We start from the raw sequence: 26,434 nt of genomic DNA, 5'->3' as shown, positions 1-26,434 counted from the left end.
TCGATCGAACGGATTCGGTGCGTGGTCCATGTTCCCCGGCGGAAGGGGTGTTCGTGGGCCGAACGGTGCAGGAATCAGTCCATCCGGCGAGCTGTGCCCAGCAGACCGGTCTCGGCGTCCGTCGGGTTGGTCATCACCCAATGGTGTTCGCGCCCCGCCACCCAGAGGGTGACACCGTCCGCCAGGGTGGGCAGCGCCTCGTACTCGGCCCGCGCCAGCCCCAGGATCCGGCCGATCTGCTCGGCCTCGCCGGGCGAGACCCGCTGGATGCCCACCAGCGCCGACGACCGCATCAACCGCGGTGCGACAGGGCTCAGATAGGGAAGCAGCGTCAGCACGGACTGCCACGGCGAGGACACCACCCGGCCGCGCGGCGGGCGCATGCCGCAGTCCCGCACGACGACCACGGGACTGCCCACGGTCGCTCCCGTCGGCGGAACACGGCCCACGTCGTACAGGGACACGCACTCCAGCCCGGCGCCCGCCGCCTGGGCGAGCGTGGTCCAGGCCTGGACGCGACCGGTCTCGACCGCCACCCTGGCGCCCGTGCCCGCCGCCCGCAGCGCCAGGACCTGCGCCGTCCACAGCCCGCCGATCAGCGTGACGTCGTACGGCACCGGACGGTGGAAGCCGATCAACTGCGGCTTGTTGTTCGCGTCGTTGCCGATGATCACGCCGTCGTCGCCGACCGGCAGGGACAACGCCCCCAGGTGATCCGCGGCCACGGTGTGACCCGCGTGACGGGGGCCGCGCAGCCCACGCCGGGGCTCGGTCCGGTTGCTCACTGTGCGCCTCCCAGCGGGAGCGTGGCCAGGACGCCCGGCAACTGCTCGCGGTCCAGTCGTGCCAGCCCCACCTTGGCGTGCCGGGCTGCCTGCTCCAACGTCCTTCTCACACCGATCAGTTCGGTGTCCGAACCGCCGGTGACCCGCACATGGCCGGCCACGCTCGTCGAGCCCTGGCGGACCCCGCGGCGCACCGTCAGGCTGAACGTCGTCGCGTACGCGGGCACCGAGGTCAGCAACGCGACCAGCTGCGGCAGCGGCGTCGCGCCCCGGCCCAGCTCGGGCCAGCGGTCCACCGCGTAGGTGGTGTGCCAGCGGTCGTCGCACCGCCAGACCCGGGACGTCTCCATCGTGCGCCGCTGCGGTGCGGCGTCCGGCCGGCCCGCCCGCCCCGACAGGATGGGATTGGCGCACGCGGAGGTGGCCACGGCGGAGTTCAACTCGTCCTGGTCCAGCACCGCGGCCTGGAAACCGGCGCCCGTGATCCGGCTCGCCACATGGTCCGCGACCCGCACCAGACAGCGCTGCGCACCCTCCATCCCGCCGCCGCGCGCCTCGATGGCCTCACGGCACAGCTCGGGATCCAGCTTCACCGCCACCCACGTCATCCGCAGGGCGGGCGCACCGGTCTGGTCCTGCAGCGGCGCGTACGAGAGCCGGGCCACCGACTGCTGCGGCAGATGGGGAGCCGGAGCGCACCGCACCTGCTGCACCAACTGCGCCGACTCCAGCACGATGTCGTCCACCCGGAGTGCGTCGCCCAGCAGCGACAGCGGGAGCGACCGGGCGCCGAACGCGGGCCGCAGCGACTCGCCGCTCGCCTCCACGCGCACCACGGCCGTCAGGAACGTGCCGTCGCCGAGCATGCCCACCGTCCGGTGAGTCCGGTCCACGTACACCTGCGGGCCGAAGCCGGGCACGTTCTCGGCGACCGGCGCCAGCATCGGCTCCGCGTCCGAGGGCGGCGTGGCGGCGGCCCGGCGCCGGGCCCGGAGCCCGAGGGCGCCCGACACCCAGTCCTGGAGCGCGCGGCCCCGCCGGCGTACCACCGCGAGGGCGACCAGCAGGCAGAGCACCACGAGCGAGGGGATCAGCCAGGCGCCGCCGAGCGCCGCGCCCACGGCGGCGATCACGAGGCCCACCTCGACGATCACCATCTGCCGCAGCACGGGGCGCACCCGGTCGGTCCGTGAGATCGAACGCAGCGTCGTCGCGGCGGGGGCGTTCTGTCCGGAAGTGCCGGAGGGCCGAGCGGGGGGCGTCGCGGGCGACTCGTTGCTACGTTGCCTCCGGGAAGTCCCGGAGCTTCTACGGCCGGCCCGCCCGGTACGCTCGCGCGTAGCTGCACCCATCGCCCCGTTGCCCCCTCGTGTCCGTATTCACCGCTTTTTACACGGGTGTTGATCGGGTCGTCACCCTACCTGAGCACAGGGAGCGGAACCCCAGCAGGCATAGTAGGGGCGCGGTACGGCAGCGGGGGCCGACGGTGCGTGTGGGACCCTGTTCGATCACTGGGGAGAAGGGTCAGCGGACACATGGCATCACGGCGGGATGAGCTCAACGCCTATACCTTTGCGAAGCGGAGGTTGATCGCACAGTTCCTGCAACCCAACCCCACGGGTTCCGAGGAAGGCGCCCCCAAACCGCTGCGCGCGGTACTGCCCGGGGCCATCATCGCCGTCGTGGTTCTCGCCGTCTTCGGCGCCTGGGGCATGTTCAAGCCGGTGGCCCCCCAGAAATGGGACGCCCCCAAGGAACACGTCATCATCGCCAGCAAATCCACCACCCGGTACGTGGTGTTGGAGACCGACGGCAAGAAGCAGTTGCACCCCGTCCTGAACATGGCCTCCGCCAAGCTCCTGCTCGCCCCGGACAAGGGCACCGTCGTCAACGTCAACGAGTCGGTCCTGGACAGCGGCAAGATTCCGCACGGCGCGACGCTCGGCATCCCGTACGCCCCCGACCGGCTGCCCGACTCCAAGGAAGCGGGCGCCGCCAAGCGCTGGGCGGTCTGCGAGCGGCCCGGCGAGGGCGGCAGGGCCATCCAGAAAGCGACCTTCATCTTCGCCGAGCGCGAGGAGAAGAAGACCGAGGGCAAGAACGCCCTGGCCGGCGGTGAGCTGATGTACGTCGAGGGGCCGGACCGGACCCGCTACATCGTGGACGCCGCCGGCAAGGCCTACCCCGTCCAGAAGGACGAACTGCTCCTGCGCACCCTGGTCGGCCAGGACACCAAGCCCCAGCGGGTCTCGGCCGCCTGGCTGGCCACGCTCCACACCGGGGCTCCGATCACCTTCCCGACCGTGGACGGCACCCCCGGGGCCCCCGCGGGCGCTCCCGGCATCCTGGACGACCGGACGAACAGGGTCGGCATGGTCCTGGCCGCGACGGCGGGAACCAAGACCCAGAGTTACGTCGTCCTGCCGGGCAGGGTCGCCCCCGTCTCGGACTTCACCGCCAAGCTCCTGCTCAGCAGCAGGCAGCTGGTATCCCTCAAGCAGGCGGGCAACGCCCAGGGGGTCAGCGCCGGTGAGATCAAACCGGGAGCCCCCTTCAACCAGAAGATGGACTGGCCGGTCAGCAAGCCCGAGCCCGTCAACTCCCCGGACGTCACGAAGGGCAGCCGAAACACCGTGTGCAACGTACTGCGCGGAGTCGACGCGGACAGCGGTGCCACCACGCTGAGCACCTGGGTGGGCACGAGCTTCCCCGCGACGCTCCCCACCGGCTCCAGCAGCGCCTACGTCACGCCGGGATCGGGCGAGTTCTTCCGCCAGTTCAAGGGATCCACCACCAGCGCCGGCTTCCTGTTCCTGGTCACCGACACCGGCCTGCGCTACGCGATGCAGTCCAACAGCGACAGCGGCCAGGACGACTCCGGCATCGGCGTGTCCGGCTCGAAGGAAGAGCGGGAGTCCCAGCAGGAAGAGGCGCAGCAGGCGCAGAACCGGCTCGGCTACAAGGACGTCGACCCCAACCCCGTACCGGCGGTCTGGTCCGCCCTCCTGCCGACCGGCCCCCGGCTCTCCACCGGTGCGGCCAGCCAGCCGCAGGGTTCGTGAGCGGGGGCACGGACATGGCGACCCACGACCACCACGGCCCGGCCCGCCGTCTGCTCACCGCCACGGCGGCCGCGGCCGTCCTCGTCGTCACCCTGCCGGCGCTCCCGGCGGCCGCGGCCGACTCGACGCAGTGCACGTTCCCCTCGAAGAGCTACCCGGGCCGCCCCTGGGCCCTGCAACGCGTCCTGTTGGACGAGGTGTGGAAGCAGTCCACCGGCAAGGGCGTACGCGTAGCGGTCATCGACACCGGCGTCGACGTCAGGAACAAACAGCTCAAGCCCGCCGTGGACACCGGGGCGGGCCGCAACTTCCTGCCGAAGAACCTCAAGACCGAGGACGGTACGAAGATCGAACGCGGCAAGGAGAACGGCACCACGGACACCGTGGGCCACGGCACCAAGGTCGCCGGCATCATCGCCGCGCGCGAGATGAAGGGCACGGGCTTCACCGGCCTGGCCCCCGACGCGACGATCATCCCGCTCCAGCAGAACGACGCCGACGGCCACGGAACGACCGAGACCCTCGCCGACGCCATCCGCTACGCCACCGAGAAGGCGGGCGCGGACATCATCAACATCTCCCAGGACACCGCGAACGCGGTGAAGCCGTCCCCGGCCCTGAGGCAGGCCGTGGACAACGCCCTCGCCCAGGACATCGTGGTCGTCGCCTCGGCAGGCAACGACGGGCTCGGCGGCAACGTCAAGGAGACCTACCCGGCGTCCTTCGACGGCGTCCTCGCCGTCGCCTCCTCGGACCGCAACAACGAACGGGCGGCCTTCTCCCAGTCCGGCGACTTCGTCGGCATCGCCGCCCCCGGGGTGGACATGGTCTCCACGGTCCCCGGCGGCGGCCACTGCGCCGACAACGGAACCAGCTTCTCCGCCCCGTACGTCGCCGGAGTAGCCGCCCTGATCAAGGCGAAGCACCCCGACTGGACGCAGAAGCAGATCGTCGCGCAGATGCAGCAGACGGCGGAGCGCTCGGTGGCGGGCCACGACCGTCTGGTCGGCTGGGGCGTGGTGGACCCGGTACGCGCCCTCACCGAGGACGACAAACCGATCGACCAACCGGTCGCCGGCGAGGGGATGAGCAAGGGCAAAGCCCCCACCCCCGCAGAACTCCACCTGGGCGAAACGGCCGACGAGCGGAACGCCCGCCTGGCGACGTACGTCATGGTCGGCGGCGGCGTCCTGGTGGCGGCCATCGCGGGTACGGCTGTGGCGGTACGGGACAAGCGGCGACGCGCGGGGCGTCTGGCGGGCGCGGCATAACGACGGGAACGGTGAAGAACGGTGAAGAGCCAGTCATGAGACAAGTCACGTGGCTCTCAAGTCGATTGGCGCTGTCGTAGGCAGTGACTAGAGTTGTCGGGATGGGATCGGATCGGACCGCGGCAGTGCGATAGCAACGCGGCATGATCCGAGCAAACGGGGATGCAGAACGGGGAGGACGGCATTGTGACCGATCCAGGTGGCGGTGGCGGTACGGGTGACCTCAGGCGCGGAGTGGGAGCGCTGGAGACGTTCAAGAAGCGTGTCGACGCCTTGCTGACGGACTTCGAGGGCTCGGCGGCCAGCAAGACGAAGGTCGCCGACCAGAAGGTCTCGCGGGCCTCACTGAGCGGCCCGAACGCGCGCTTCGCCGAGGCGGACGGCCTCTACACCCAGTACAACCGGGTCCACTCCTCCCTCGTCTCGCTCTCCAAGTCGCTCGGCGACCAGATCGAGTACCTGAGCCTGGGTGTGCACGCGGCGGCCGTCGGCTTCGACAACGTCGAGGACGACATCAGGCGGCGGTTCTACGAGATCCAGACCCGGATGGAACAGGAACGCGAGAAGCACGCGAAGGCCGAGCAGGCGAAGCCTGAACAGACCAACAACGAGAAGCAGTCGGACTCCGGGTGGGCAGCGGAATGAGCGACGAGAAGCAGCCGAACCTGACCCCCGCCGAGCAGCACAAGCAGGACGAGGGGCGGGTCCAGACCCAGATCGTCGTCACGGACATGACCGAGACGCTCGGCCGGGCAATGGAATCCTTCGGCTTCGGCAACCCCCGCACCGGAGGCCGTACCTCCTTTGAGGGACACCAGCTCAACGCCCTCATCGACATGGTGGAGAACACCAACCCGGAACACCTGGAGAGCGCCGGCGAGGCCCTCTGGAAGGCCAGGGACGCCATCCGGCGCGCGGCGAAGGAACTGAAGGACCACCTCAAGGGGGTCGACTGGCAGGGCGAGTCCGGCACGGCCTTCCGGGCCTTCGGAACGGGCCTGGTCGCCCACGCCGAGAAGCTGGGCGACTTCGCGGACGCGGCCGGCACTCAGATCACGGTCGCGGGCACCGGCCTGGCGTCGGTGAAGAGTGCCATGCCGCCGCGTGACAGCCGGATGATCCAGACGGACGTGAAGGACATCCTGTTCCCGGCCCGGACCGAGACGAACCCGCAGTACGCGGCTGCGCTTGAGGTGGAGAAGAACCGCCAGGAGGCGATCAACCAGGTCAACCGGTTGGCGTCGTACTACTCGGTCTCCGAGGAAGTGCTGGCGGGGCAGGAGCCGCCGCGGTTCGATAAGCCGCTGGGTATTTATATGCCTCCGCCGAGGGATCGTTGGGGCACCCCGACCTCCGGCACTTCCGGCGAGCGCTCCGAGAGTCTCGGCAACAGTCCAGTGCCTGACTCTTCAGGACGCTCTACGGCGGGGGACACCGCTCCAGTAGCCACAACCAGTAGGCCACCGAATCAGGTTCTCGGCTCGGCACCCTTGCCGGACGGGAGCACAGCTACGGAGATCAATAGCGTCAAGACGCCGCCTGCTCCGACGACGATTACCGGCACGCCGCCGCTCCCGTCGCCCACGCCCACGACGGGGCCTACTGTTCCGCAGCCCTCGCCGGTTCCGCCGCCCTTCATGACCACCACGCAGGGGAACCCGCCGCGTACCACAGGGCCTGCAACGCAACGGACGGTGAACCCGGCAGGCCCCGGCTTGGGTAAGGCGCAGCCCACCGGGGGAGGGCCCGTGGCCAAGGGCCCGGGCGGGCCCCCGGTCGGCCGTCCCAGCCCCATGGGAGGTGGAGGGACGTCCACCCGTCCACCGGTCGGGCCGCAGTCGCCGATCACCGGCCGTTCCACTCCGACCGGTGGACGACCGGTTACCGGCCAAGGAGGAACGTCCACAGTCGGAGGTCCTCGTGGGGGAGGGAGAACCGGCATCGTCGGCGGAACCCCTCAGAATGCGCCCCAGGGAAGGACCGGAGCTGCCGGTCAGCGGGGCGTGATCGGAGGACGTGGGGCAGCGGCTGCCGCATCCCGGCCCGGCGGACGGCCCGCTCAGGCTTCGGGCGCCAACGGAGTCGTGGGTGCTCCCCGCAAGGCTGGGGGAGCCGGCTCGAATGCCAAGGGCTTCACGGCCGGTGGGGCAGGGCTCGTCCGTGGTCCTGCCGGTCGGCGGAATTCCGGCCGGGAGGAAGAGGACGACAACGGTTCGACCCGTCCCGACTACCTGACGGAAGACGAAGAGACGTGGAATGCCGGTCGGCGCGGAGCCGTGCCGCCGGTGGTCGAGTAGCAGTCCCCAGGGAAGGTACGGAAGCCGGGATGACAGCAGGAATGAGCCGAGCTCAGAGGCGCGTGCGTGGGCTCGGCGCGTTGGCTGTGGCCGCTTCGTGGAGTGTGTTGTTCGTCGGCGCGGCGCAGCCCGCCGCAGCCGACACGCAGTCGAAGCAGTGGTATCTCAGCGCGATGCAGGCTGAGGAAATGTGGAAAGTCACGACGGGCGAAGGCGTCAAAGTCGCTGTCATTGACTCGGGTGTGAATTCGTCCACGCCGTCGCTGCAGGGACAAGTGCTCAAGGGAGTCGACGCAACCGAGGCACCAGGCGACGAAACCGACGACTACGACGGTCACGGTACGACGATGGCTGAGTTGATCGCCGGGACAGGCAAGGGAGGCGGTCTGAAGGGACTTGCCCCCGGAGCCAAGATCATCCCTATGCGCGTCGCCTTGGGCGAGTTCGAGAAGAAGAAGCCTTCCATCACGATCCCTGACACGGCGAACGCCATCCGCGCTGCGGCCGACGGCGATGCACGGATCATCAGCATGTCCTTCGGTGGCTTTTACTTCTCGCCTCAGGAACATGAAGCGATCAAGTACGCCGAAAGTAAAGGCAAGCTGCTCTTCGCGGCCGTGGGGAATGAAGGGCATAAGAAGAACAAGCAGGGGTATCCAGCCGCTTTCCCTGAGGTAGTGGGTATCGCTTCAGCAGACCGCAAGGGGAAGGTCTCGTTCTATTCGCAGCACGCAGGCACGGTGGATGTAGCGTCCCCCGGCAGCGACGTCCCGTACTGGTGCGACAGCTCCTTCAAGAGCTACTGCGACGGCGACGGCGGCACCAGCGCCGCCACCGCCATCGCCTCCGCCTCTGCCGCCCTCGTCTGGTCCCTCCACCCCGACTGGACGGCCAACCAGGTACTCAACGTCCTCTTCGACACGGCTGGCCGTGACTGGAAGAAGGGCGAGACCAGCAAGTACCTCGGTCACGGTCTGATCCGCCCTTCGATGAACGTCCTCAAGGGCAAGGGTGAGCCCGGCGACCCGGACATCAGCCCGCTGACCAAGGAGAGGACGACCGGCCCCGCCGACTCGTCCGAGAAGCCCGCCGACTCGGCCTCGGAGCAGCCCGCCAAGAACGGCGCGGAGGCCGACAAGCCCGTGGCGGCAGAAGAAACCAAGTCCTCGGGGGACGAAAGCCAGTTGGGCCTGATCCTCGGAGTGGCCGCAGTTGTGGTCGTGCTCGGAGGAGTGGCCTACGCCGTGGTCCGCAGGCGTAAGGCCGCTTGACCGCACGTTCCGCATAACCGGCCGGCGACCCGTGCCGGCCTTGCAGAACCAACCGAAAGGGAAAGAGAACCATGGCAGATCAGAAGGTCTCAGATGCCGCACTCCTGAAGCTGGAAGGCGACCTCTCCATCAAGTTCGATTCGGTGAAGGGCCAGCTCCAGAAGCTCCACGCGACGATCGACGGCCTCGAGGGCAAGTGGCAGGGCATCGGCGCCAACCACTTCAACGCGAAGCAGGAGCAGATCAACAACCGCATGGTCAGCCTGGCCAAGCAGCTTCTCCACTTCCAGGAGTCCATCAAGGCCGCCCGCACCATCTCGGGCAACAACGAGGACGAGATCCTCGCGGCCCTCAAGGGCGTGGACGTCGTCGAAGGCCACTCCAGCGCGGCGACGAACCGGGCGTCCAGCCTAAACGACTTCTGAGCCTCATCCCGTAACTCGAATTCAGCGGAGGATCACATGGGCAACAACGACGGTACGACGGTCGTCACTTACGCGAGCCTGGATCTCGCGGCCGCCGAGATCAAGCGACAGGGCAAGCAGCTCGCCGAGGACCTCGAAGCGATCAGGACCATGATCGCGGGCGTTTCGGAGCTGTGGGAGGGCGAGGCGAAGCGTGCCTACGCCGACGCCCAGGAGCGGTGGAGGAACGACGCCAGCGCCATCCGCGACAACCTCAACGACATCGCTCAGAAGGTCAGCGAGGCGTCGCCCATCTACCGCAGCGGTGACAAGCGGGCGGCAGCGAACTTCTAACGGAGTTCAAGCCCAGCACGAAAGCCCAGCACCAAAGCACAGCACAACACAGCACCAGATCACAGCACGCAGCACAGCACATCAGGGTGGACACGCGCGGGAGGTGTCCACCCTGAGCTGTGTCCCGAGGCCGGTCCGCGACCTCCGAGCCTGCGCCCTGCGCCCTGCGCCCGGAGGTTCGTCCGGCCAACGGGGAAAGCGGAGGGGGCGGGACGCACGATCATCCGTGCGTCCCGCCCCCTCCGCCTTCCCGCTTCGCGGGCCTACTGCTCGTCCATCAACCCCGTCTGCACCAGCGGGTTCCCCCGCCGCCGGGTGACGAAGATGCCCCGGCCCGCGGGCATCGGCCGCGGTCGTACGTTGCCGAGGACGTCGCCCTCGTTCGGGTCGCCCGACAGCACCACGCCCTGTGCGCCCAGCTCGATCATGCGCTGGAGGAAGGGTTCGTACAGGGCCCGGCTGGCCCCCGCCGTATTGCGGGCGATGATGAAGCGGACGCCCACGTCGCGGGCGAACGGCAGCAGTTCCGTGATCGGTGACAGCGGGTTGCCGCTCGACGTGGAGACCAGGTCGAAGTCGTCGATGACGACGTACACCGTGGGGCCCTGCCACCAGCTCTGGTCGCGCAGCTCCTGCGCCGTGACGTCGGCGGACGGTGTGCGGCGCTTCATCAGGTCGTGCAGCGCCGCCATGTGATGTTCCATATTGTTGGACATCGGGATGTACTCCGCCAGGTGCGACCGCGGGGTCACATCGAGCAGCGAACGCCGGTTGTCGATGACGAAGAGCTTGCAGGAATCACCGTCGTACCGCTCGGTCAGCTGCTTGATGAGCAACCGCAGCAGGTTGGACTTCCCGGACTCGCTCTCGCCGAACGCCAGGAAGAACGGGTCCTGCTCGAAGTTCAGGAACACCGGCTCCAGGTTGTTCTCGTCGATGCCGAAGGCGACGCCGCGCTCCGGTACCGCGTAACCGGCCGGAAGCCGGCTCGCCGGCAGCGCGCGCGGCAGCAGACGCACCGCCGGTGCGGGCGCGGCCGTCCAGTGGCGGGCGACTTCCTGGTTCATCGCCGCGGTGGCCTCCGAGAGGTCACTGTCGGAGTTGATGCTGTCGATCCGCGGAACCGCCGCCATGAAGTGCAGCTTCTCCGGGGTCAGACCGCGACCCGGCACCCCGGCCGGCACGTTGGCGGCCACCTTGCGGTCCAGCTCGGAGTCCATCACGTCGCCGAGCCGCAGCTCCAGGCGGTTCATGAGGTGGTCCTTCAGGCTGGCCCGCACCTCCATGGAACGCGACGCCGTGACGATCAGGTGGATGCCGTAACCCAGCCCGCGGGCCGCGATGTCCGTGGCCGCCGACTCCAGCCCCTCGTAGTCCGTCCGGAAACTGCCCCACCCGTCGATGATCAGGAAGACGTCACCCCACGGCTGGTCCGTCACCGAGATGTCGCCGCGCGCCCGCATCCTGCGGAACGTGGCGATGGAGTCGATCCCGGCGCTGCGGAAGTACTCCTCGCGCCGCGCCATGATGCCGTACACCTCGGCGACCGTACGGCGTACCCGCTCGGGGTCGAGGCGGGACGCGATGCCGCCGACGTGCGGCAGACCCGAGATCGAGGACATGCCGCCGCCACCGAAGTCGAGGCCGTAGAACTGGACCTCCTCCGGTGTGTGGGTGAGCGCGAAGCCGGCGATGAGCGTCCGCAGCAGCGTCGATTTCCCCGACTGCGGCCCTCCGGTGATCTGCATATGACCGGCGGCGCCGGAGAAGTCCCGGTACAGAGTGTCGCGCCGCTGCTCGAACGGCTTGTCGATGACGCCCAGCGGCACGACCAGCCGGCCGGCGCCCTCGAAGCCGGGCTGGGTCAGCCCCCGGCCCTGCACCGGGGAGAGCCCCGGCAGCAGCTCGTCCAGCGACGGCGGATTGTCCAGCGGCGGCAGCCACACCTGGTGGGCGGAGGCCCCGCGGCCCTCCAGACGGCGCACGATCACATCGAGCACTGTGTCCGCCAGCGCGTCGTCCTGCGTCGAGCGCTGATCCGGTACGCCTCCGGGCTGCGCCGCCGGCTCGACGTACCGCACCGGAACCGGCGCGGCCGTGAACGGAACCGGCCTGCGGTCCACCGGAAGCGGCGCACCCGGCGCGGCGGCCCGGTGCGCGCCCGAGCGGTACACCCCGGAGACGTACGCGGCCTTGAACCGGACCATCTCCTCCGTACCGAACTTGAGCAGCCCGGAACCGGGCACGTTGGGAAGGTGGTACGCGTCGGGCACACCGATCGCGGCCCGGGATTCGGCCGCCGAGAACGTCCGCAGACCCACGCGGTACGACAGGTACGTCTCCAGACCGCGCAGCCGCCCCTCCTCCAGGCGCTGCGAGGCCAGCAGAAGATGCACGCCCAGCGAGCGGCCGATACGGCCGATCTGGACGAACATCTCGATGAAGTCGGGTTTGGCGGTGAGGAGTTCGCTGAACTCGTCGATCACCAGGACGAGCGAGGGAATGGGCTGCAACGGGGCGCCGGCCGCGCGCGCCTTCTCGTAGTCGTGGATGTTGGCGTAGTTGCCCGCGTCGCGCAGCATCTCCTGCCGGCGGTTGAGCTCACCGCTGATGGAGTCACCCATACGGTCGACCAGCGTCAGGTCGTCCGCGAGGTTGGTGATCACGGCCGCGACGTGGGGCATCTGCGCCATACCGGCGAAGGTCGCGCCGCCCTTGAAGTCGGCGAGAACGAAGTTGAGCGTCTCCGAGGTGTGGGTGACGGCGAGACCGAGCACCAGCGTTCGCAGCAGCTCGGACTTTCCGGAACCGGTGGCGCCGACGCAGAGGCCGTGCGGGCCCATGCCCTCCTGGGCCGCTTCCTTGAGGTCCAGCATCACGGGTGAGCCGTCCTCGCCCACACCGATCGGCACCCGCAGCCGCTCCGCCTGCGACCGGGGCCGCCAGGTACGGCTGACCTCGATCGAGGCGGCGTCCCCCAGGTTCAGCAGGTCGGTGAACTCCAGGTTGGCCAGCAGAGGTTCGTCGTCGTCCCCGCCGGTGGCCATGTGCAGCGGGGCCAGCTGGCGGGCGAGCGCCTCGGCGGCCTCGTAGCTCAGCAGGTCCGGAACCCCGTCGTAGACGAGCCCCTGACCCGATTCCAGCTGCAACGACGTCGGCTGCACCACGATGGACAGGCCCCCGCGGGACCCGGTGACCTCACCCGGCACCACCTCGATGACCGTCACGCCCTGCAGGCCCTCCGCCGAGGCGAGCACCGACATGGGGGGCACCGACTCACCGTCCAGGACCACGACGACGTGCGGCTGCTCCAGGAGCGGCTGACCGCCGGGCTGGAAGCGGGGCCTGCCCTCCAGGCGGCCCGCCAGCAGCTCCTCCAGGGCCAGGGCGTTGGTGGTGATGAGGCGCCGGCTCCCGGCTCCGTCCACGGGCCCGGAGGTCTGGGCGTGCGGGAGCCACTTCGCCCACTCCCACTGCGGTGCGGCCTCCGTACCGGTCGCGACCGCGATCACCAGGTCCTGGGGGGAGTGCAGAGAGGCCAGCCCGCCGACCACGGCCCGCGCCGCCGAGCGCGCGGAATCAGCGTGGCCGCTGATCGTCAGGTGGTAGAACGCCCGCAACGAGACGGCCATGGGCAGACCGTCCAGCGTGGAGTGCGTCGCCAGGAACTGCTGCATCGCCCCGGCCGCCAGCGGCTCCAGTTCGTCCACGGGCGCCGTCTCGGGCGCGATGAGCGGCGTGGCCAGCTCCTGGCTGCCCAGCCCGATGCGCACCTGCGCGAAGTCCGCGTCACCGGCACGCCGCTCCCACACCCGGCTGCCCTCGGCGACGAGCGCCCACAGCTGCTCGGGGGAGGGGTGGAGGTAGAACTGCGCGTCCCGCTGCTTGCGGGCCGTCTTCAGCACCGTGCGCCGGGTCTGCGTCAGGTACTTCAGGTAGTCGCGGCGCATGTCCGCCAGCTCCCCCTGAGTGCCCCGCCGGTACCGCACGAGCATCGCGATGGCCATGGCCAACGTCGAGGCGATCATGATCATGCCCATGATCCGCATGATCGGGTTCGGCGTCATGAAGAAGAAGACGACGGAACCACCCATGCCCAGCATCGGCAGGAGCTGCATCAGCGCCCCCTCCTGCTGGCCCCGGGGGAGTTCCGGTGGAGGTTGCAACTGCACCTGCTCGACCGGTACTTCGGTGGGCAGGGCCCGCGGCGGGCGCTTGACGACGATCTGGCTCACAGCTCACCAATTCCCTTGCCGGACGGAAGTGTTCCTATCGGCGCCCCCGTGGCGACGGGCTCCATCCGCGGGAAGGATCCTACTGGCGTGGCGGCGGTCCCATGGCGGTAGGGTGTCGCGACGCGTGTACGCATCCGCTAACTGTCGCGTAACTGTCGCGAGAAGACGGTCATTCGGGACGTGCGGTGCGATCCGTGGTCCCGGCGGTGTGTTTCCGGCGGAAGCGGACGCGGCCCGGCGGAAACGGGGGCTGCGGCGGCAGCGGAAGAAGCCGGTCGGCGGGAGCCGCGGCGACAACGGCGGAAACAAGCAAACGACGGAAATAAGCAGCAGAAGCAGCAAGTAGAAGCAGAAGCAGCAAACGGCAGCAGAAGCGCAGAACAAGCTAGTAGTACGAGTAGTAGGGGGAGCACCAGGTGACCATGACGGCCCAAGCGGCAGCCACCGGATCCGGTCGGCAAAGTCACGGGACCCCGTCCGGCAGCGGCACCGGATTCTGCCGGGTCACGGTCGTCGCGCCCGACAGTCGTGTCGACGTGGCCCTGCCCGAGGACATTCCCGTAGCCGATCTGTATCCCGAGATCCTCCGGCTGTCCGGACAGAGCCCCGCCCCCGGCGCGCCGGTCGGCTACCACCTGGTGCGCCGCGACGGCACCGTCCTGGACAGCGCGCGTACGCTCGCCGGTCACCGCATTCTCGACGGCGAACTGCTGTCGATGCGGCCCTTCTCCGAATCGCTGCCCCCCGCCGTCTTCGACGACGTGTCGGACGCCGTCGCCACCGCCGTGGCCAAGGACCGCACGCTCTGGGGCGACGCCCTCATGCGCGGAGCCGGCCTCTTCGGCGGCTCCGTCCTGCTGGTGCTGCTCGGCTTCGTGCTGTGGACGGCCGACCCGCTCCACGACATGAACGGCCTGCCGGGAATCCTGGCGGCCGTCGTCGCCCTGCTCCTGCTCGCCTTCGCCTGCGTGCGGGCGCGGGTGTACGACGACCGGGCCTCGGCGATCGCGCTCGGCACCGGCGCCCTGGTGAACGCGGCGGTCGCCGGCTCCGGCCTGCTGCCGCTGAGCACCGGACAGGGCGTCGGACGGCTGCAGTTCCTGCTCGCCTGCGCGGCTGTCCTCGTCGTGGCGGTCATTCTGATGATCGTCGCGCCCGGCGGGGACGGGCCGTTCGTCGCGTTCGTCTTCGCGAGCGCCGTCGGCCTCCTGGTCACCTTCGTCGCGATCCTGAGCGACATGAAGCCGATCGAGGCCGCCGCCGTGTGCTCCCCGCTCGCCGTGGGGGCGCTCGCCTTCCTGCCGGGCCTCTCCACCCGCTTCGCCCGGCTGCCCATCGGATTCGAGCCGCCCCGCACCACGGTCGGCGACTACGGGACCTCCGAGCCCGCGTCCACGGGCGCGGTGGACGCGGTACGCCTCGCCGCCCAGGCGCGGCGCGGCCATGAACTGCTCCTCGGCCTGGTCGGCGGCTGCGCCCTGGTCGCCGTGGCGGCCGCCGCGGTGCTGGGGTTCTCGAACAACGTCTGGGGCCAGCTGCTCGCCCTGGCCACCGGCGTCGCCATGCTGATGCGCGCCCACCTGTTCCGCTACACGGCCCAGGTCGGCTGCACGCTCGCCGCGGGCCTCGGCTCCCTCGTCCTGCTGGGCCTGGGGCTGTCCCTCAACCCGCCGGTCGCCATGGTGCGCGACGCGATGCGGGGCGAGGGCGCCGCACTCGACATCCGTACGGTGTGGCTCGCCGCCGCCGTCGCCGGCGTCGCCGTCCTGATCACCGCCATCGGCCTGATCGTGCCGCGCAAGGGGGTGACCCCGTTCTGGGGCCGCTTCCTGGAGATCGCCGAAACAGTCGTCCTGTTGACGCTGCTCCCGCTCTGCCTCGCGGTCTTCGACGTCTACCACTCGATCCGCGCGCTCACCAGCTGATCTGCACGCCCCGCCGGCTGATCACCGGCGGGGCGTGACCCGAATGGCTGGTACTCTGTCCAGTGGCCGTTTGTGTACGCGTCCTCGGATCATCCTGGGGGCTGCGCTCATCGGACCTTCGCCTCCGAGTCACGGAAGCTCCCCTGAGATCAAGACCAGGGGCACTCGTGGGCGCTTCGAACATCAAGAGGAGTACGCGTGCCGCTCGACGCCGCTACGAAGAAGCAGATCATGTCCGAGTTCGCCCAGAAGGAGGGTGACACCGGATCCCCCGAGGTCCAGGTCGCCATGCTCTCCCGCCGGATCTCGGACCTGACGGAGCACCTCAAGACGCACAAGCACGACCACCACTCCCGTCGTGGTCTGCTGATCCTGGTCGGCCAGCGTCGCCGCCTCCTGCAGTACCTGGCCAAGAAGGACATCCAGCGCTTCCGTGCGCTCGTCGACCGCCTCGGCATCCGCCGTGGCGCGGCCGGCGGCGCCAAGTAAGAACGCTGTGGAAAGGGAGCGGTTCCCGCGTTTGAGGGGACCGCTCCCTTTGCCGTACGTGCACGACCGGTGTCAAGCTCAGTAACCTGGGTGCAGCGACACCCGCACGACCAGCGCGACGAACACGCGCGACGCAAGAACGAGGGAGAGGCGCGACGACGCCGCCGCCGGTCCTCGGTAGTGGCCCCCGGGAACATGCCCGGGAGCTTCGATCGAAGACCGGCCCGCATCCACGGTGCGCCTCTCCCGCACCGTCCCCCGCCACACGGGCGTGAGGACGAAAGACGACGAGTATGGAGAAATCACTAGTGGAGAACGAGACCCACTACGCCGAGGCCGTTATCGACAACGGAACCTTCGGCACCCGCACCATCCGCTTCGAGACGGGCCGCCTGGCCAAGCAGGCCGCCGGCTCCGCCGTCGCGTACCTGGACGACGACACCATGGTGCTGTCGGCCACCACCGCTTCCAAGCGGCCCAAGGACAACCTCGACTTCTTCCCCCTCACGGTGGACGTCGAGGAGCGGCAGTACGCGGCCGGCAAGATCCCCGGCTCCTTCTTCCGCCGTGAGGGCCGGCCCTCCGAGGACGCGATCCTCACCTGCCGCCTGATCGACCGGCCGCTGCGCCCCTCCTTCAAGAAGGGCCTGCGCAACGAGATCCAGATCGTCGAGACGATCATGGCGCTCAACCCCGACCACCTGTACGACGTGGTCGCGATCAACGCCGCCTCCTGCTCCACCATCCTGGCGGGCCTGCCCTTCTCCGGCCCGATCGGCGCCACCCGCGTCGCCCTGATCAAGGGCCAGTGGGTCGCGTTCCCGACGCACACCGAGCTCGAGGACGCCGTCTTCGACATGGTCGTCGCCGGTCGCGTCCTGGAGGACGGCGACGTCGCGATCATGATGGTCGAGGCCGAGGCCACCGAGAAGACGATCCAGCTCGTCAAGGACGGCGCCGAGGCTCCCACCGAGGAGATCGTCGCCGCCGGTCTGGACGCCGCGAAGCCCTTCATCAAGGCGCTCTGCAAGGCCCAGTCGGACCTGGCCTCCAAGGCCGCCAAGCCGGTCGGCGAGTTCCCGGTCTTCCTGGACTACCAGGACGACGTCTTCGAGGCGCTCTCCAAGGCCGTCACCTCCGAGCTGACGCAGGCGCTCACCATCGCCGGCAAGCAGGACCGCGAGGCCGAGCTGGACCGCGTCAAGGAGATCGCCGCCGAGAAGCTCCTCCCGGCCTTCGAGGGCCGCGAGAAGGAGATCTCCGCCGCGTACCGCTCGCTGACCAAGAAGCTGGTCCGCGAGCGCGTCATCAAGGACAAGGTCCGCATCGACGGCCGCGGCGTCACGGACATCCGTACGCTCGCCGCCGAGGTCGAGGCCATCCCGCGCGTGCACGGCTCGGCGCTGTTCGAGCGTGGCGAGACCCAGATCCTGGGCGTCACCACCCTCAACATGCTCCGTATGGAGCAGCAGCTGGACACCCTCTCCCCGGTGACCCGCAAGCGCTACATGCACAACTACAACTTCCCGCCGTACTCGGTCGGCGAGACCGGCCGCGTGGGCTCGCCCAAGCGCCGCGAGATCGGCCACGGAGCGCTCGCCGAGCGCGCCATCGTGCCGGTGCTGCCCTCGCGCGAGGAGTTCCCCTACGCGATCCGCCAGGTCTCCGAGGCGCTGGGCTCCAACGGCTCGACGTCCATGGGCTCGGTCTGCGCCTCCACCATGTCGCTGCTGAACGCCGGTGTGCCCCTCAAGGCCGCCGTCGCCGGTATCGCCATGGGCCTGATCTCGCAGGAGATCGACGGCAAGACCCACTACGTCGCCCTCACCGACATCCTCGGTGCGGAGGACGCCTTCGGCGACATGGACTTCAAGGTCGCCGGCACGAAGCAGTTCGTGACCGCGCTCCAGCTCGACACCAAGCTCGACGGCATCCCCGCCTCGGTCCTGGCCGCCGCGCTGAAGCAGGCCCGTGACGCGCGTCTGCACATCCTGGACGTCATGAACGAGGCCATCGACGTTCCGGACGAGATGTCCCCGAACGCCCCCCGGATCATCACCGTCAAGATCCCGGTGGACAAGATCGGTGAGGTCATCGGCCCCAAGGGCAAGATGATCAACCAGATCCAGGAGGACACCGGCGCCGACATCACGATCGAGGACGACGGCACCATCTACATCGGTGCCCAGCAGGGTTCGCAGGCCGAGGCCGCCCGCGCCACGATCAACGCGATCGCCAACCCGACCATGCCGGAGGTCGGCGAGCGCTACCTGGGTACGGTCGTCAAGACCACCACCTTCGGTGCGTTCGTCTCGCTCATGCCGGGCAAGGACGGTCTGCTGCACATCTCGCAGATCCGCAAGCTCGCCGGTGGCAAGCGCGTGGAGAACGTCGAGGACGTGCTCGCCGTCGGCGCCAAGGTCCAGGTCGAGATCGCCGAGATCGACTCCCGCGGCAAGCTCTCCCTGATCCCGGTCGTCGAGGGTGAAGAGGACGAGAAGAAGGACGACACCGACAAGTGACGTCCCGTAGTTCCGCGACGACGGCCCGCACCTCCTCGGAGGCGCGGGCCGTCGCCCGTACCCAAACGCTTCTGAAGGGCAAGGACGGCATCGGCACCGTCCGCCGGACCGTCCTCCCCGGCGGTCTGCGGATCGTCACCGAGACCCTGCCCTCCGTCCGGTCCGCCACCTTCGGCATCTGGGCCAACGTCGGTTCCCGCGACGAGACGCCCACCCTGAACGGCGCGACCCACTACCTCGAACACCTCCTCTTCAAGGGCACCGCCAAGCGCACCGCCCTCGACATCTCCTCCGCGATCGACGCGGTCGGCGGCGAGATGAACGCCTTCACGGCGAAGGAGTACACCTGCTACTACGCGCGGGTCCTGGACACCGACCTGCCGCTGGCCATCGACGTCGTCTGCGACATGCTGACCGGCTCGCTGATCGCCCCCGAGGACGTCGACGCCGAGCGCGGCGTCATCCTCGAGGAGATCGCGATGACCGAGGACGACCCGGGCGACTGTGTGCACGACCTGTTCGCGCACACCATGCTCGGCGACACCCCCCTCGGCCGCCCCGTCCTCGGCACCGTCGACACGATCAACGCGCTGAACCGCGGCCAGATCGCCCGCTTCTACAAGAAGCACTACGACCCCACGCACCTCGTCGTCGCCGCAGCGGGCAACGTCGACCACGCCACGGTCGTACGCCAGGTCCGCCGCGCCTTCGAACGCGCCGGGGCCCTCTCCCGTCACGACGCCGTTCCGATGGCGCCCCGCGAGGGCTCCCGCACCCTGCGCACCGCCGGCAAGGTCGAGCTGCTGAACCGCAAGACCGAGCAGGCCCACGTGGTCCTCGGCATGCCCGGCCTCGCCCGCACCGACGAGCGCCGCTGGGCGCTGGGCGTCCTCAACACCGCCCTCGGCGGCGGCATGAGCTCCCGCCTCTTCCAGGAGGTACGGGAGAAGCGCGGCCTGGCCTACAGCGTGTACTCGTACACCTCGGGCTTCGCCGACTGCGGCCTCTTCGGGGTGTACGCGGGCTGTCGCCCGAGCCAGGTCCACGACGTCCTGAAGATCTGCCGCGACGAGCTGGACCGGGTCGCCACGCACGGTCTGGACGACGACGAGGTCGCCCGCGCGATCGGGCAGCTCTCCGGGTCCACCGTCCTCGGCCTGGAGGACACCGGCGCGCTGATGAACCGTATCGGCAAGAGCGAGCTGTGCTGGGGCGAGCAGATGTCCGTCGACGACATGCTCGCGCGCATCGCGGAGGTCACCCCCGACGACGTACGGGAGGTGGCGGGCGAGCTCCTCACCCAACGCCCCTCGCTCTCGGTCATCGGCCCGCTCAAGGACAAGCAGGCGGACCGCCTCGACGAAGCGGTCTCCTAATCCCCTAAGGAATCAAGATGAGCAAGCTGCGCGTAGCCGTTCTCGGTGCGAAGGGCCGCATCGGCTCCGAGGCCGTACGGGCGATCGAGGCCGCCGACGACCTGGAGCTGGTGGCGGCCCTGGGCCGGGGCGACAAGCTGGAGACCCTCGCCGACACCGGCGCCCAGGCCGTCGTCGAGCTCACCACCCCCGCGTCGGTGATGGGCAACCTCGACTTCTGCGTCCGGCACGGCATCCACGCCGTCGTCGGCACCACGGGCTGGACCGACGAACGGCTCGCGCAGCTGACCACCTGGCTGGACAACTCCCCGGGGACGGGCGTCCTGATCGCCCCGAACTTCTCCATCGGCGCGGTCCTGACCATGAAGTTCGCGGAGCAGGCCGCCCGCTACTTCGAGTCCGTCGAGGTCGTCGAACTGCACCACCCGAACAAGGTCGACGCCCCCTCCGGCACCGCCACCCGCACCGCCCAGCTCATCGCGGCGGCCCGCGCGAAGGCGGGCAGCGCACCCCAGCCGGACGCCACCGCCACCGCCCTGGACGGCGCGCGCGGCGCGGACGTCGACGGCGTCCCGGTCCACGCGATCCGGCTCCGCGGCCTGCTGGCCCACCAGGAAGTGCTTCTCGGCGGCGAGGGCGAGACCCTCACCATCCGCCACGACTCCCTCCACCACAGCAGCTTCATGCCGGGCATCCTGCTCGGCGTCCGCCGTGTGGTGACCACTCCCGGCCTCACGTTCGGCCTGGAACACTTCCTCGACCTGAACTGACTGAGCCCACCATGCGCGCAAAGATCACCTACATCGTCACGGCCGCCGTCCTGGTCTTCTACTTCGTCCTGGTCGGCAGCCGCGGCCTGATGCTCATCCGGCACGGCACGCTGGTCACGGTCACCTTCGGGATCGCCGTGCTGATCCTGCCGGTGATCGGCGTCTGGTTCCTCTGGAAGAACACCCAGTTCGTCCGCCGCGCCAACGCCCTGGCCGCCGAGCTGGACGCCGAGGGCGGCCTGCCGGTCGACGAACTGACCCGTACCCCGTCCGGCCGCATCGACCGGGACTCCGCGGACGTGGTCTTCACCAAGCGCCGCGAGGAGACCGAGGACGCCCCGGACGACTGGCGCACCTGGTTCAGGCTGGCGGTCGCCTACCAGGACGCGAGGGACACGCCGAGAGCCCGCAAGGCGATGCAACGAGCGATCGCGTTGCGCAGTTCCAGCCCGTCCGGCGTTTGAGGACATCTTTCCTGCCGTACGCAGATGAGCCCGGGACCCTTGTGGGTCCCGGGCTCATCTGCGTACAGGTGGCGGCAGGCAGGTGCTCACACCTGCCGGTACTCGTCCGCCCAGGCCTCCACCGCGTCCGTGGCCCGCTCGAACGCTTCTTCGCGTCCGAGGAAGTCCGCGTTGTGGTCGGTGGTCAGCGGCGGCAGCGTCTCACCGCTCTGCCGGACCACGACGAGCGCCTGGCCCTGAACCGTACGGGGCAGGCCCATCCACTTCACGGGCTGCTGGACCGTACGAACCGCGGACGTGCCGCTCCAGGCCACCGTGGTGGTCCGGAAGAACGCGACGCGCCGCACACCGTGGCGGCTGACCCACGCGCCGACCCGCAGCAGTCGCAGGGCGGCGGCGATCAGCGCACCGGCCAGGGCCAGGCACACGGTGGCGCCGGAAGGCGCTCCGGCCACACCGATGATCATGGCCGCGAGCAGAACGAACGAGGCCAGCAACAACAGGGTGGCCGCCGCCGCGACCCGCCACGGGCCGGGGCGGTAGGGCCGCCGCCAGCTGTCGTGGTCGTCGAACGGCAGCGCGACGTCCTCCGCGCTCGCATCGAATGCGCGGTCGGCCGTCAGAAAGGGCAGGGGCACGACTCATCCTCACTCACAAGCACGCTCGATTGCTGTGCCCGGTGAGGCTACCGAGCGTGCCACCGGCCCGACCACCCCAGGGGGTCCGTACGAGTCAGCGGCCCTGCGACGCCTCGGACTGCTTGCCGTGTGCGGGGGACTGCTCGGTGTCGAGAGCCGGGAGCCCCAGCAGCAGAGAACCCACGAGACCGGCGACCACGGTGAGCCCGACGAGGGACCGCCCCAGCAGTTCGGGAACGGTGGCGCGGGTCGAGGGAGGGGGAGTGACATTACTGCGGAACCGGTCGGAATCGGCGACGAACGAGAACGGGACGGCTTCACGCCGGCGGAACATGAGGAAACTCTCCTTGATCTCAGTGACGGGTGCTGCTAATGAGTCAGACGTACGAACGGCCCGATCGGTGCCCCGAATCGCCGTAACGTTTGAAGGACTCCACGAACGGCTGCCCGAGGCCGCCGCGTGCATACGCCGTCCGCCCGGCCCGTAAAGTGGTCGCCGCCCGAGCGACGCCATTGGAAGGACCCCTGTCGGTGACCGACACCCCCGAACCCGCAAAGCCCCACTTCCGCAGCGACGTCACCGTCGAGCTGGTGAAGAGCGACGCGCGCGACGCGGACGTGCTGTTCGCCGCCCGGGTCTCCACCGCCGGAGAGCAGTCGCTCGAAGAGGTCACCAAGGACCCCGAGCGCTCCAAGGGGCTCATCAACTACCTCATGCGGGACCGGCACGGCAGCCCGTTCGAGCACAACTCGATGACGTTCTTCATCAGCGCCCCGATCTTCGTCTTCCGCGAGTTCATGCGGCACCGCGTCGGCTGGTCGTACAACGAGGAATCGGGCCGCTACAGGGAGCTGGATCCGGTCTTCTACGTCCCCGGAACCTCCCGCAAGCTGGTCCAGCAGGGCCGCCCCGGCAAGTACGAGTTCGTCGAGGGCACCGAGGAGCAGTACGACCTGACGACCCGCGCCATGGAGGAGTCCTACCGGGCCTCCTACGAGGCGTACCAGGAGATGCTCGCGGCGGGCGTGGCCCGTGAGGTCGCCCGTGCGGTCCTGCCGGTCGGTCTCTTCTCCACGATGTACGCCACCTGCAACGCACGCTCCCTGATGCACTTCCTCGGCCTGCGCACCCAGCACGAACTGGCGAAGGTTCCGTCCTTCCCGCAGCGCGAGATCGAGATGGTCGGCGAGCAGATGGAAGCCCACTGGGAGCAGCTCATGCCGCTCACTCATGCGGCCTTCAACAAAAATGGACGGGTAGCCCCGTAGGCGGTGTCCGTATTGCGGCGTTTCGAGAAGTTCATCTAGGCTGATCAAACGGACCCGGCACTGCTTGAACCCCCGAGCAGGCAGTGCCGGGCTCCTCTTCCCCGTCCCCCCGAGGGGACCCCGCGCGCTGAGCAGCGAGTAGCGTGTTACCCATGGCTCCGATCTCCACTCCGCAGACCCCCTTCGGGCGGGTCCTCACCGCTATGGTCACGCCCTTCACGGCGGACGGCGCTCTCGACCTCGACGGCGCCCAGCGGCTCGCCGCCCACCTGGTGGACGCTGGCAATGACGGCCTGATCGTCAACGGCACCACCGGTGAGTCCCCGACCACCAGTGACACGGAGAAGGACCAGCTCGTACGAGCGGTGCTCGAAGCGGTCGGCGACCGAGCGCATGTCGTCGCCGGCATCGGCACCAACGACACCCGGCACAGCGTCGAACTCGCCCGGACGGCCGAGCGCACCGGCGCCCACGGCCTTCTCGCGGTGACGCCGTACTACAACAAGCCGCCGCAGGAGGGCCTGCTCCGGCACTTCACGGCCATCGCCGACTCCACCGGTCTGCCCGTGATGCTGTACGACATCCCCGGCCGCAGCGGGGTGCCGATCGACACGGAGACCCTCGTCCGGCTGGCCGACCACCCGCGGATCGTCGCGAACAAGGACGCCAAGGGCGACCTCGGCCGCGCCAGCTGGGCCATCGCCGAATCGGGACTCGCCTGGTACTCCGGCGACGACATGCTCAACCTGCCGCTCCTCTCGGTCGGCGCGGTCGGCTTCGTCTCCGTGGTCGGCCACATGGTCACCCCCGACCTGCGGGCCCTGATCGACGCGCACCTGAGCGGTGACGTCCAGAAGGCCACCGAGATCCACCAGAAGCTGCTCCCGGTCTTCACCGGAATGTTCCGCACCCAGGGCGTCATCACCACGAAGGCCGCCCTGACGCTCCAGGGCCTCCCGGCCGGACCGCTGCGCCTGCCGCTGGTGGAGCTCAGCGCCCAGGAGACGGCCCAGCTCAAGATCGATCTCGCCGCCGGCGGGGTACATCTCTAGTCAGACTTCTTGAACACGGCTTCACAACAGACTTCACAACTGAACAGCGAGGCGACTCGCATCGAGCACCACCCCAAGACAACAGCAAGTGCACGAATGACATGCGCGCCACGTGCCTCAGCGGTACGTGGCGTGCGTGGTAAGGAGAGTCTTTTGAGTCATCCGCATCCTGAACTCGGTACCCCGCCGAAGCTCCCGAAGGGCGCCCTGCGGGTCACCCCGCTCGGCGGCCTGGGCGAGATCGGCCGCAACATGACGGTCTTCGAGTACGGCGGCCGCCTGCTCATCGTCGACTGCGGCGTCCTCTTCCCCGAGGAGGAGCAGCCGGGCATCGACCTGATCCTGCCGGACTTCACCACGATCCGGGACCGCCTGGACGACATCGAGGGCATCGTCCTCACGCACGGCCACGAGGACCACATCGGTGGTGTCCCGTACCTGCTGCGCCTGAAGCCGGACATCCCCCTCATCGGCTCGAAGCTGACCCTCGCGCTCATCGAGGCGAAGCTCCAGGAGCACCGGATCCGTCCGTACACCCTTGAGGTCACCGAGGGCCAGCGCGAGCGCATCGGCGTCTTCGACTGCGAGTTCATCGCGGTCAACCACTCCATCCCGGACGCTCTCGCCGTCGCCATCCGCACCCCCGCGGGCATGGCCGTGGCCACCGGTGACTTCAAGATGGACCAGCTCCCGCTGGACGGCCGTCTCACCGACCTGCACGCGTTCGCCCGGCTGAGCGAGGAAGGCATCGACCTTCTTCTCTCCGACTCCACGAACGCCGAGGTTCCCGGCTTCGTGCCGCCGGAGCGGGACATCTCCAACGTCCTGCGCACGGTCTTCGCGAACGCCCAGAAGCGCATCATCGTGGCGAGCTTCGCCAGCCATGTGCACCGCATCCAGCAGATCCTGGACGCCGCCCACGAGTACGGCCGCAGGGTCGCCTTCGTCGGCCGCTCGATGGTCCGCAACATGGGCATCGCCCGCGACCTGGGCTATCTGAAGGTTCCCGCCGGACTGGTCGTCGACGTCAAGACCCTCGACGACCTCCCGGACGACGAGGTCGTGCTGGTCTGCACGGGTTCGCAGGGCGAGCCGATGGCGGCCCTCTCCCGGATGGCCAACCGCGACCACCAGATCCGGATCGTCCCGGGCGACACGGTGATCCTCGCGTCGTCGCTGATCCCGGGCAACGAGAACGCGGTCTACCGCGTGATCAACGGCCTGACCCGCTGGGGCGCCAACGTCGTCCACAAGGGCAACGCCAAGGTCCACGTCTCGGGCCACGCCTCGGCCGGCGAGCTGCTGTACTTCTACAACATCTGCAAGCCGAAGAACCTGATGCCGGTCCACGGCGAATGGCGCCACCTGCGCGCCAACGCCGAGCTGGGCGCCCTCACCGGCGTGCCGAAGGACCACATCGTCATCGCCGAGGACGGCGTGGTCGTCGACCTCATCGACGGCAAGGCGAAGATCGTCGGCAAGGTCCAGGCGGGTTACGTCTACGTCGACGGCCTCTCCGTCGGGGACGTCACCGAGACCTCCCTCAAGGACCGCCGCATCCTCGGCGACGAGGGCATCATCTCGGTGTTCATCGTGGTCGACAGCTCCTCCGGCAAGATCGTGGGCGGCCCCCACATCCAGGCCCGGGGCTCCGGCATCGACGACAGCGCCTTCGTGGCCGTCACGCCGAAGATCCAGGAAGCCCTGGACAAGTCGGCGCAGGACGGCGTGATGGAGCCCCACCAGCTCCAGCAGATGGTCCGCCGGGTCGTCGGCAAGTGGGTGTCCGACACCTACCGCCGGCGCCCGATGATCCTTCCGGTCGTCGTCGAGGTCTGACCCCTCACGACCGCCTGACCTGGAGCGGGGCCCTCGATTTGCATCGGGGAGCCCCGCTCCAGTACGTTTACGTCTCCGCCTGAACGGGAAACACCGCGCGCACTCGTGCGCCTGGAGAACCCCGAACGGGGCGGGAATTCCGACTCAGAATCTCTGATAAAGTCGGGACCGCCGAAAGGCAAGGCCACTCCACAGGCCACTGGAAATCAAATTCGGACCGGAAACGGAACGGAAAAGAGTCTGGTAAAGTTGGAACCGCCGGAAAGGGAAAACGCGAAAGCGAAGGACCTGGAAAGCATCCCGCTTCGACCGGGAATCGGACACGAAAGAGTCTGATAGAGTCGGAAACGCAGGACAGCAAGACAAAGAAGAAAACGAAGGGAAGCGCCCGGAGGGCCCCGGTGAAACGGG

General features: G+C 69.1%; 21 protein-coding genes. 16 read left to right on the top strand and 5 right to left on the bottom strand.

Annotation, left to right across the window (positions count from 1 at the left end; all coding sequences use genetic code 11):
* Positions 1-74 precede the first annotated feature (74 nt).
* Positions 75-785, bottom strand: a complete 711-nt coding sequence (locus IE272_RS32535; RefSeq protein WP_047179113.1) for a hypothetical protein — start codon at positions 783-785, stop codon at positions 75-77.
* Positions 782-2,137 (bottom strand): type VII secretion protein EccE, encoded by a 1,356-nt coding sequence (gene eccE, locus IE272_RS32530; RefSeq protein WP_050358530.1) that lies wholly within the window; start codon positions 2,135-2,137, stop codon positions 782-784. The genes IE272_RS32535 and eccE overlap by 4 nt, the downstream gene beginning before the upstream one ends.
* 183 nt (positions 2,138-2,320) lie before the next feature.
* Here eccE and eccB point away from each other — a divergent pair, with 183 nt between their 5' ends.
* The 7 genes from eccB (at position 2,321) to IE272_RS32495 (ending at position 9,444) form a co-directional block, all read left to right on the top strand.
* Entirely contained in the window at positions 2,321-3,847 is a 1,527-nt protein-coding gene (gene eccB / locus IE272_RS32525) for a type VII secretion protein EccB (RefSeq protein WP_190009325.1), read from the top strand.
* A gap of 14 nt (positions 3,848-3,861) precedes the next feature.
* Positions 3,862-5,118 carry a type VII secretion-associated serine protease mycosin gene (mycP, locus tag IE272_RS32520; protein ID WP_056704319.1) on the top strand — a complete coding sequence of 419 codons (1,257 nt, stop codon included), beginning with the start codon at positions 3,862-3,864 and terminating at the stop codon, positions 5,116-5,118.
* Positions 5,119-5,280: 162 nt separating this feature from the next.
* Positions 5,281-5,763, top strand: coding sequence for a DUF2563 family protein (locus IE272_RS32515; RefSeq protein WP_190009323.1), 483 nt, complete (start codon positions 5,281-5,283; stop codon positions 5,761-5,763).
* Positions 5,760-7,415 (top strand): WXG100 family type VII secretion target, encoded by a 1,656-nt coding sequence (locus IE272_RS32510; RefSeq protein ID WP_190009321.1) that lies wholly within the window; start codon positions 5,760-5,762, stop codon positions 7,413-7,415. Before IE272_RS32515 ends, IE272_RS32510 begins: the two co-directional genes overlap by 4 nt.
* 29 nt (positions 7,416-7,444) lie before the next feature.
* Positions 7,445-8,686 (top strand): S8 family serine peptidase, encoded by a 1,242-nt coding sequence (locus IE272_RS32505; protein ID WP_190009319.1) that lies wholly within the window; start codon positions 7,445-7,447, stop codon positions 8,684-8,686.
* Positions 8,687-8,757: 71 nt separating this feature from the next.
* Positions 8,758-9,111 carry a WXG100 family type VII secretion target gene (locus tag IE272_RS32500; RefSeq protein WP_007453257.1) on the top strand — a complete coding sequence of 118 codons (354 nt, stop codon included), beginning with the start codon at positions 8,758-8,760 and terminating at the stop codon, positions 9,109-9,111.
* 36 nt (positions 9,112-9,147) lie between these two features.
* Positions 9,148-9,444, top strand: a complete 297-nt coding sequence (locus tag IE272_RS32495; RefSeq protein WP_007453256.1) for a WXG100 family type VII secretion target — start codon at positions 9,148-9,150, stop codon at positions 9,442-9,444.
* A gap of 263 nt (positions 9,445-9,707) precedes the next feature.
* Here IE272_RS32495 and eccCa read toward each other — a convergent pair whose 3' ends face one another.
* Complete coding sequence (gene eccCa / locus IE272_RS32490; RefSeq protein ID WP_073957504.1) at positions 9,708-13,679, bottom strand: type VII secretion protein EccCa; 3,972 nt, start codon at positions 13,677-13,679, stop codon at positions 9,708-9,710.
* A 422-nt stretch (positions 13,680-14,101) separates the two neighbouring features.
* On the opposite strand from eccCa, the gene eccD reads away from it, so the two are divergent.
* From eccD to IE272_RS32460, 6 genes are all read left to right on the top strand, one after another.
* A complete protein-coding gene (eccD, locus tag IE272_RS32485) occupies positions 14,102-15,604 on the top strand; it encodes a type VII secretion integral membrane protein EccD (protein WP_190009317.1) in 1,503 nt (500 codons plus the stop codon).
* 198 nt (positions 15,605-15,802) lie between these two features.
* A complete protein-coding gene (gene rpsO, locus IE272_RS32480) occupies positions 15,803-16,093 on the top strand; it encodes a 30S ribosomal protein S15 (protein ID WP_003965855.1) in 291 nt (96 codons plus the stop codon).
* A 308-nt stretch (positions 16,094-16,401) separates the two neighbouring features.
* The gene (locus IE272_RS32475) at positions 16,402-18,615 is read left to right on the top strand and encodes a polyribonucleotide nucleotidyltransferase (RefSeq protein ID WP_007453253.1); all 2,214 of its coding nucleotides are present in this window, start codon (positions 16,402-16,404) and stop codon (positions 18,613-18,615) included.
* A complete protein-coding gene (locus IE272_RS32470; RefSeq protein WP_050358524.1) occupies positions 18,612-19,991 on the top strand; it encodes a M16 family metallopeptidase in 1,380 nt (459 codons plus the stop codon). The genes IE272_RS32475 and IE272_RS32470 overlap by 4 nt, the downstream gene beginning before the upstream one ends.
* Before the next feature lie 17 nt (positions 19,992-20,008).
* Positions 20,009-20,761, top strand: a complete 753-nt coding sequence (dapB, locus tag IE272_RS32465; RefSeq protein ID WP_050358523.1) for a 4-hydroxy-tetrahydrodipicolinate reductase — start codon at positions 20,009-20,011, stop codon at positions 20,759-20,761.
* Between the two features lie 11 nt (positions 20,762-20,772).
* Positions 20,773-21,225: a tetratricopeptide repeat protein gene (locus IE272_RS32460; RefSeq protein WP_190009316.1), complete on the top strand. Its 453-nt coding sequence runs from the start codon at positions 20,773-20,775 to the stop codon at positions 21,223-21,225.
* Between the two features lie 86 nt (positions 21,226-21,311).
* Here the strand turns inward: IE272_RS32460 and IE272_RS32455 are convergent, their stop codons facing one another.
* Both IE272_RS32455 and IE272_RS32450 read right to left on the bottom strand, forming a co-directional pair.
* Positions 21,312-21,863 carry an SCO5741 family PH domain-containing membrane protein gene (locus tag IE272_RS32455; RefSeq protein ID WP_007453247.1) on the bottom strand — a complete coding sequence of 184 codons (552 nt, stop codon included), beginning with the start codon at positions 21,861-21,863 and terminating at the stop codon, positions 21,312-21,314.
* Between the two features lie 94 nt (positions 21,864-21,957).
* Complete coding sequence (locus IE272_RS32450) at positions 21,958-22,197, bottom strand: hypothetical protein (protein WP_050358521.1); 240 nt, start codon at positions 22,195-22,197, stop codon at positions 21,958-21,960.
* Positions 22,198-22,394: 197 nt separating this feature from the next.
* Between IE272_RS32450 and thyX the strand changes: the two genes are divergently transcribed.
* The 3 genes from thyX (at position 22,395) to IE272_RS32435 (ending at position 26,023) form a co-directional block, all read left to right on the top strand.
* Positions 22,395-23,132 (top strand): FAD-dependent thymidylate synthase, encoded by a 738-nt coding sequence (gene thyX / locus IE272_RS32445; protein WP_056704328.1) that lies wholly within the window; start codon positions 22,395-22,397, stop codon positions 23,130-23,132.
* A gap of 152 nt (positions 23,133-23,284) precedes the next feature.
* Positions 23,285-24,184, top strand: coding sequence for a 4-hydroxy-tetrahydrodipicolinate synthase (dapA, locus tag IE272_RS32440; RefSeq protein ID WP_007453244.1), 900 nt, complete (start codon positions 23,285-23,287; stop codon positions 24,182-24,184).
* A 153-nt stretch (positions 24,185-24,337) separates the two neighbouring features.
* Positions 24,338-26,023, top strand: a complete 1,686-nt coding sequence (locus tag IE272_RS32435; protein ID WP_032792692.1) for a ribonuclease J — start codon at positions 24,338-24,340, stop codon at positions 26,021-26,023.
* Positions 26,024-26,434: the final 411 nt, after the last annotated feature.

It is taken from the genome of Streptomyces anulatus (genome assembly GCF_014650675.1).
Taxonomy (GTDB): domain Bacteria; phylum Actinomycetota; class Actinomycetes; order Streptomycetales; family Streptomycetaceae; genus Streptomyces; species Streptomyces anulatus.
Note: the sequence above shows the minus strand (reverse complement) of the source record. Positions and strands in the feature narration are given on the sequence as shown.

Excerpts from the sequence above, each read along its gene's own strand:
- eccE (WP_050358530.1), bottom strand. The coding sequence starts at position 2,137 with ATGGGTGCAGCTACGCGCGAGCGTACCGGGCGGGCCGGCCGTAGAAGC.
- eccB (WP_190009325.1), top strand. The coding sequence starts at position 2,321 with ATGGCATCACGGCGGGATGAGCTCAACGCCTATACCTTTGCGAAGCGG.
- mycP (WP_056704319.1), top strand. The coding sequence starts at position 3,862 with ATGGCGACCCACGACCACCACGGCCCGGCCCGCCGTCTGCTCACCGCC.
- IE272_RS32515 (WP_190009323.1), top strand. The coding sequence starts at position 5,281 with ATGCAGAACGGGGAGGACGGCATTGTGACCGATCCAGGTGGCGGTGGC.
- IE272_RS32510 (WP_190009321.1), top strand. The coding sequence starts at position 5,760 with ATGAGCGACGAGAAGCAGCCGAACCTGACCCCCGCCGAGCAGCACAAG.
- IE272_RS32505 (WP_190009319.1), top strand. The coding sequence starts at position 7,445 with ATGACAGCAGGAATGAGCCGAGCTCAGAGGCGCGTGCGTGGGCTCGGC.
- IE272_RS32500 (WP_007453257.1), top strand. The coding sequence starts at position 8,758 with ATGGCAGATCAGAAGGTCTCAGATGCCGCACTCCTGAAGCTGGAAGGC.
- IE272_RS32495 (WP_007453256.1), top strand. The coding sequence starts at position 9,148 with ATGGGCAACAACGACGGTACGACGGTCGTCACTTACGCGAGCCTGGAT.
- eccD (WP_190009317.1), top strand. The coding sequence starts at position 14,102 with ATGACGGCCCAAGCGGCAGCCACCGGATCCGGTCGGCAAAGTCACGGG.
- dapB (WP_050358523.1), top strand. The coding sequence starts at position 20,009 with ATGAGCAAGCTGCGCGTAGCCGTTCTCGGTGCGAAGGGCCGCATCGGC.
- IE272_RS32460 (WP_190009316.1), top strand. The coding sequence starts at position 20,773 with ATGCGCGCAAAGATCACCTACATCGTCACGGCCGCCGTCCTGGTCTTC.
- IE272_RS32450 (WP_050358521.1), bottom strand. The coding sequence starts at position 22,197 with ATGTTCCGCCGGCGTGAAGCCGTCCCGTTCTCGTTCGTCGCCGATTCC.
- dapA (WP_007453244.1), top strand. The coding sequence starts at position 23,285 with ATGGCTCCGATCTCCACTCCGCAGACCCCCTTCGGGCGGGTCCTCACC.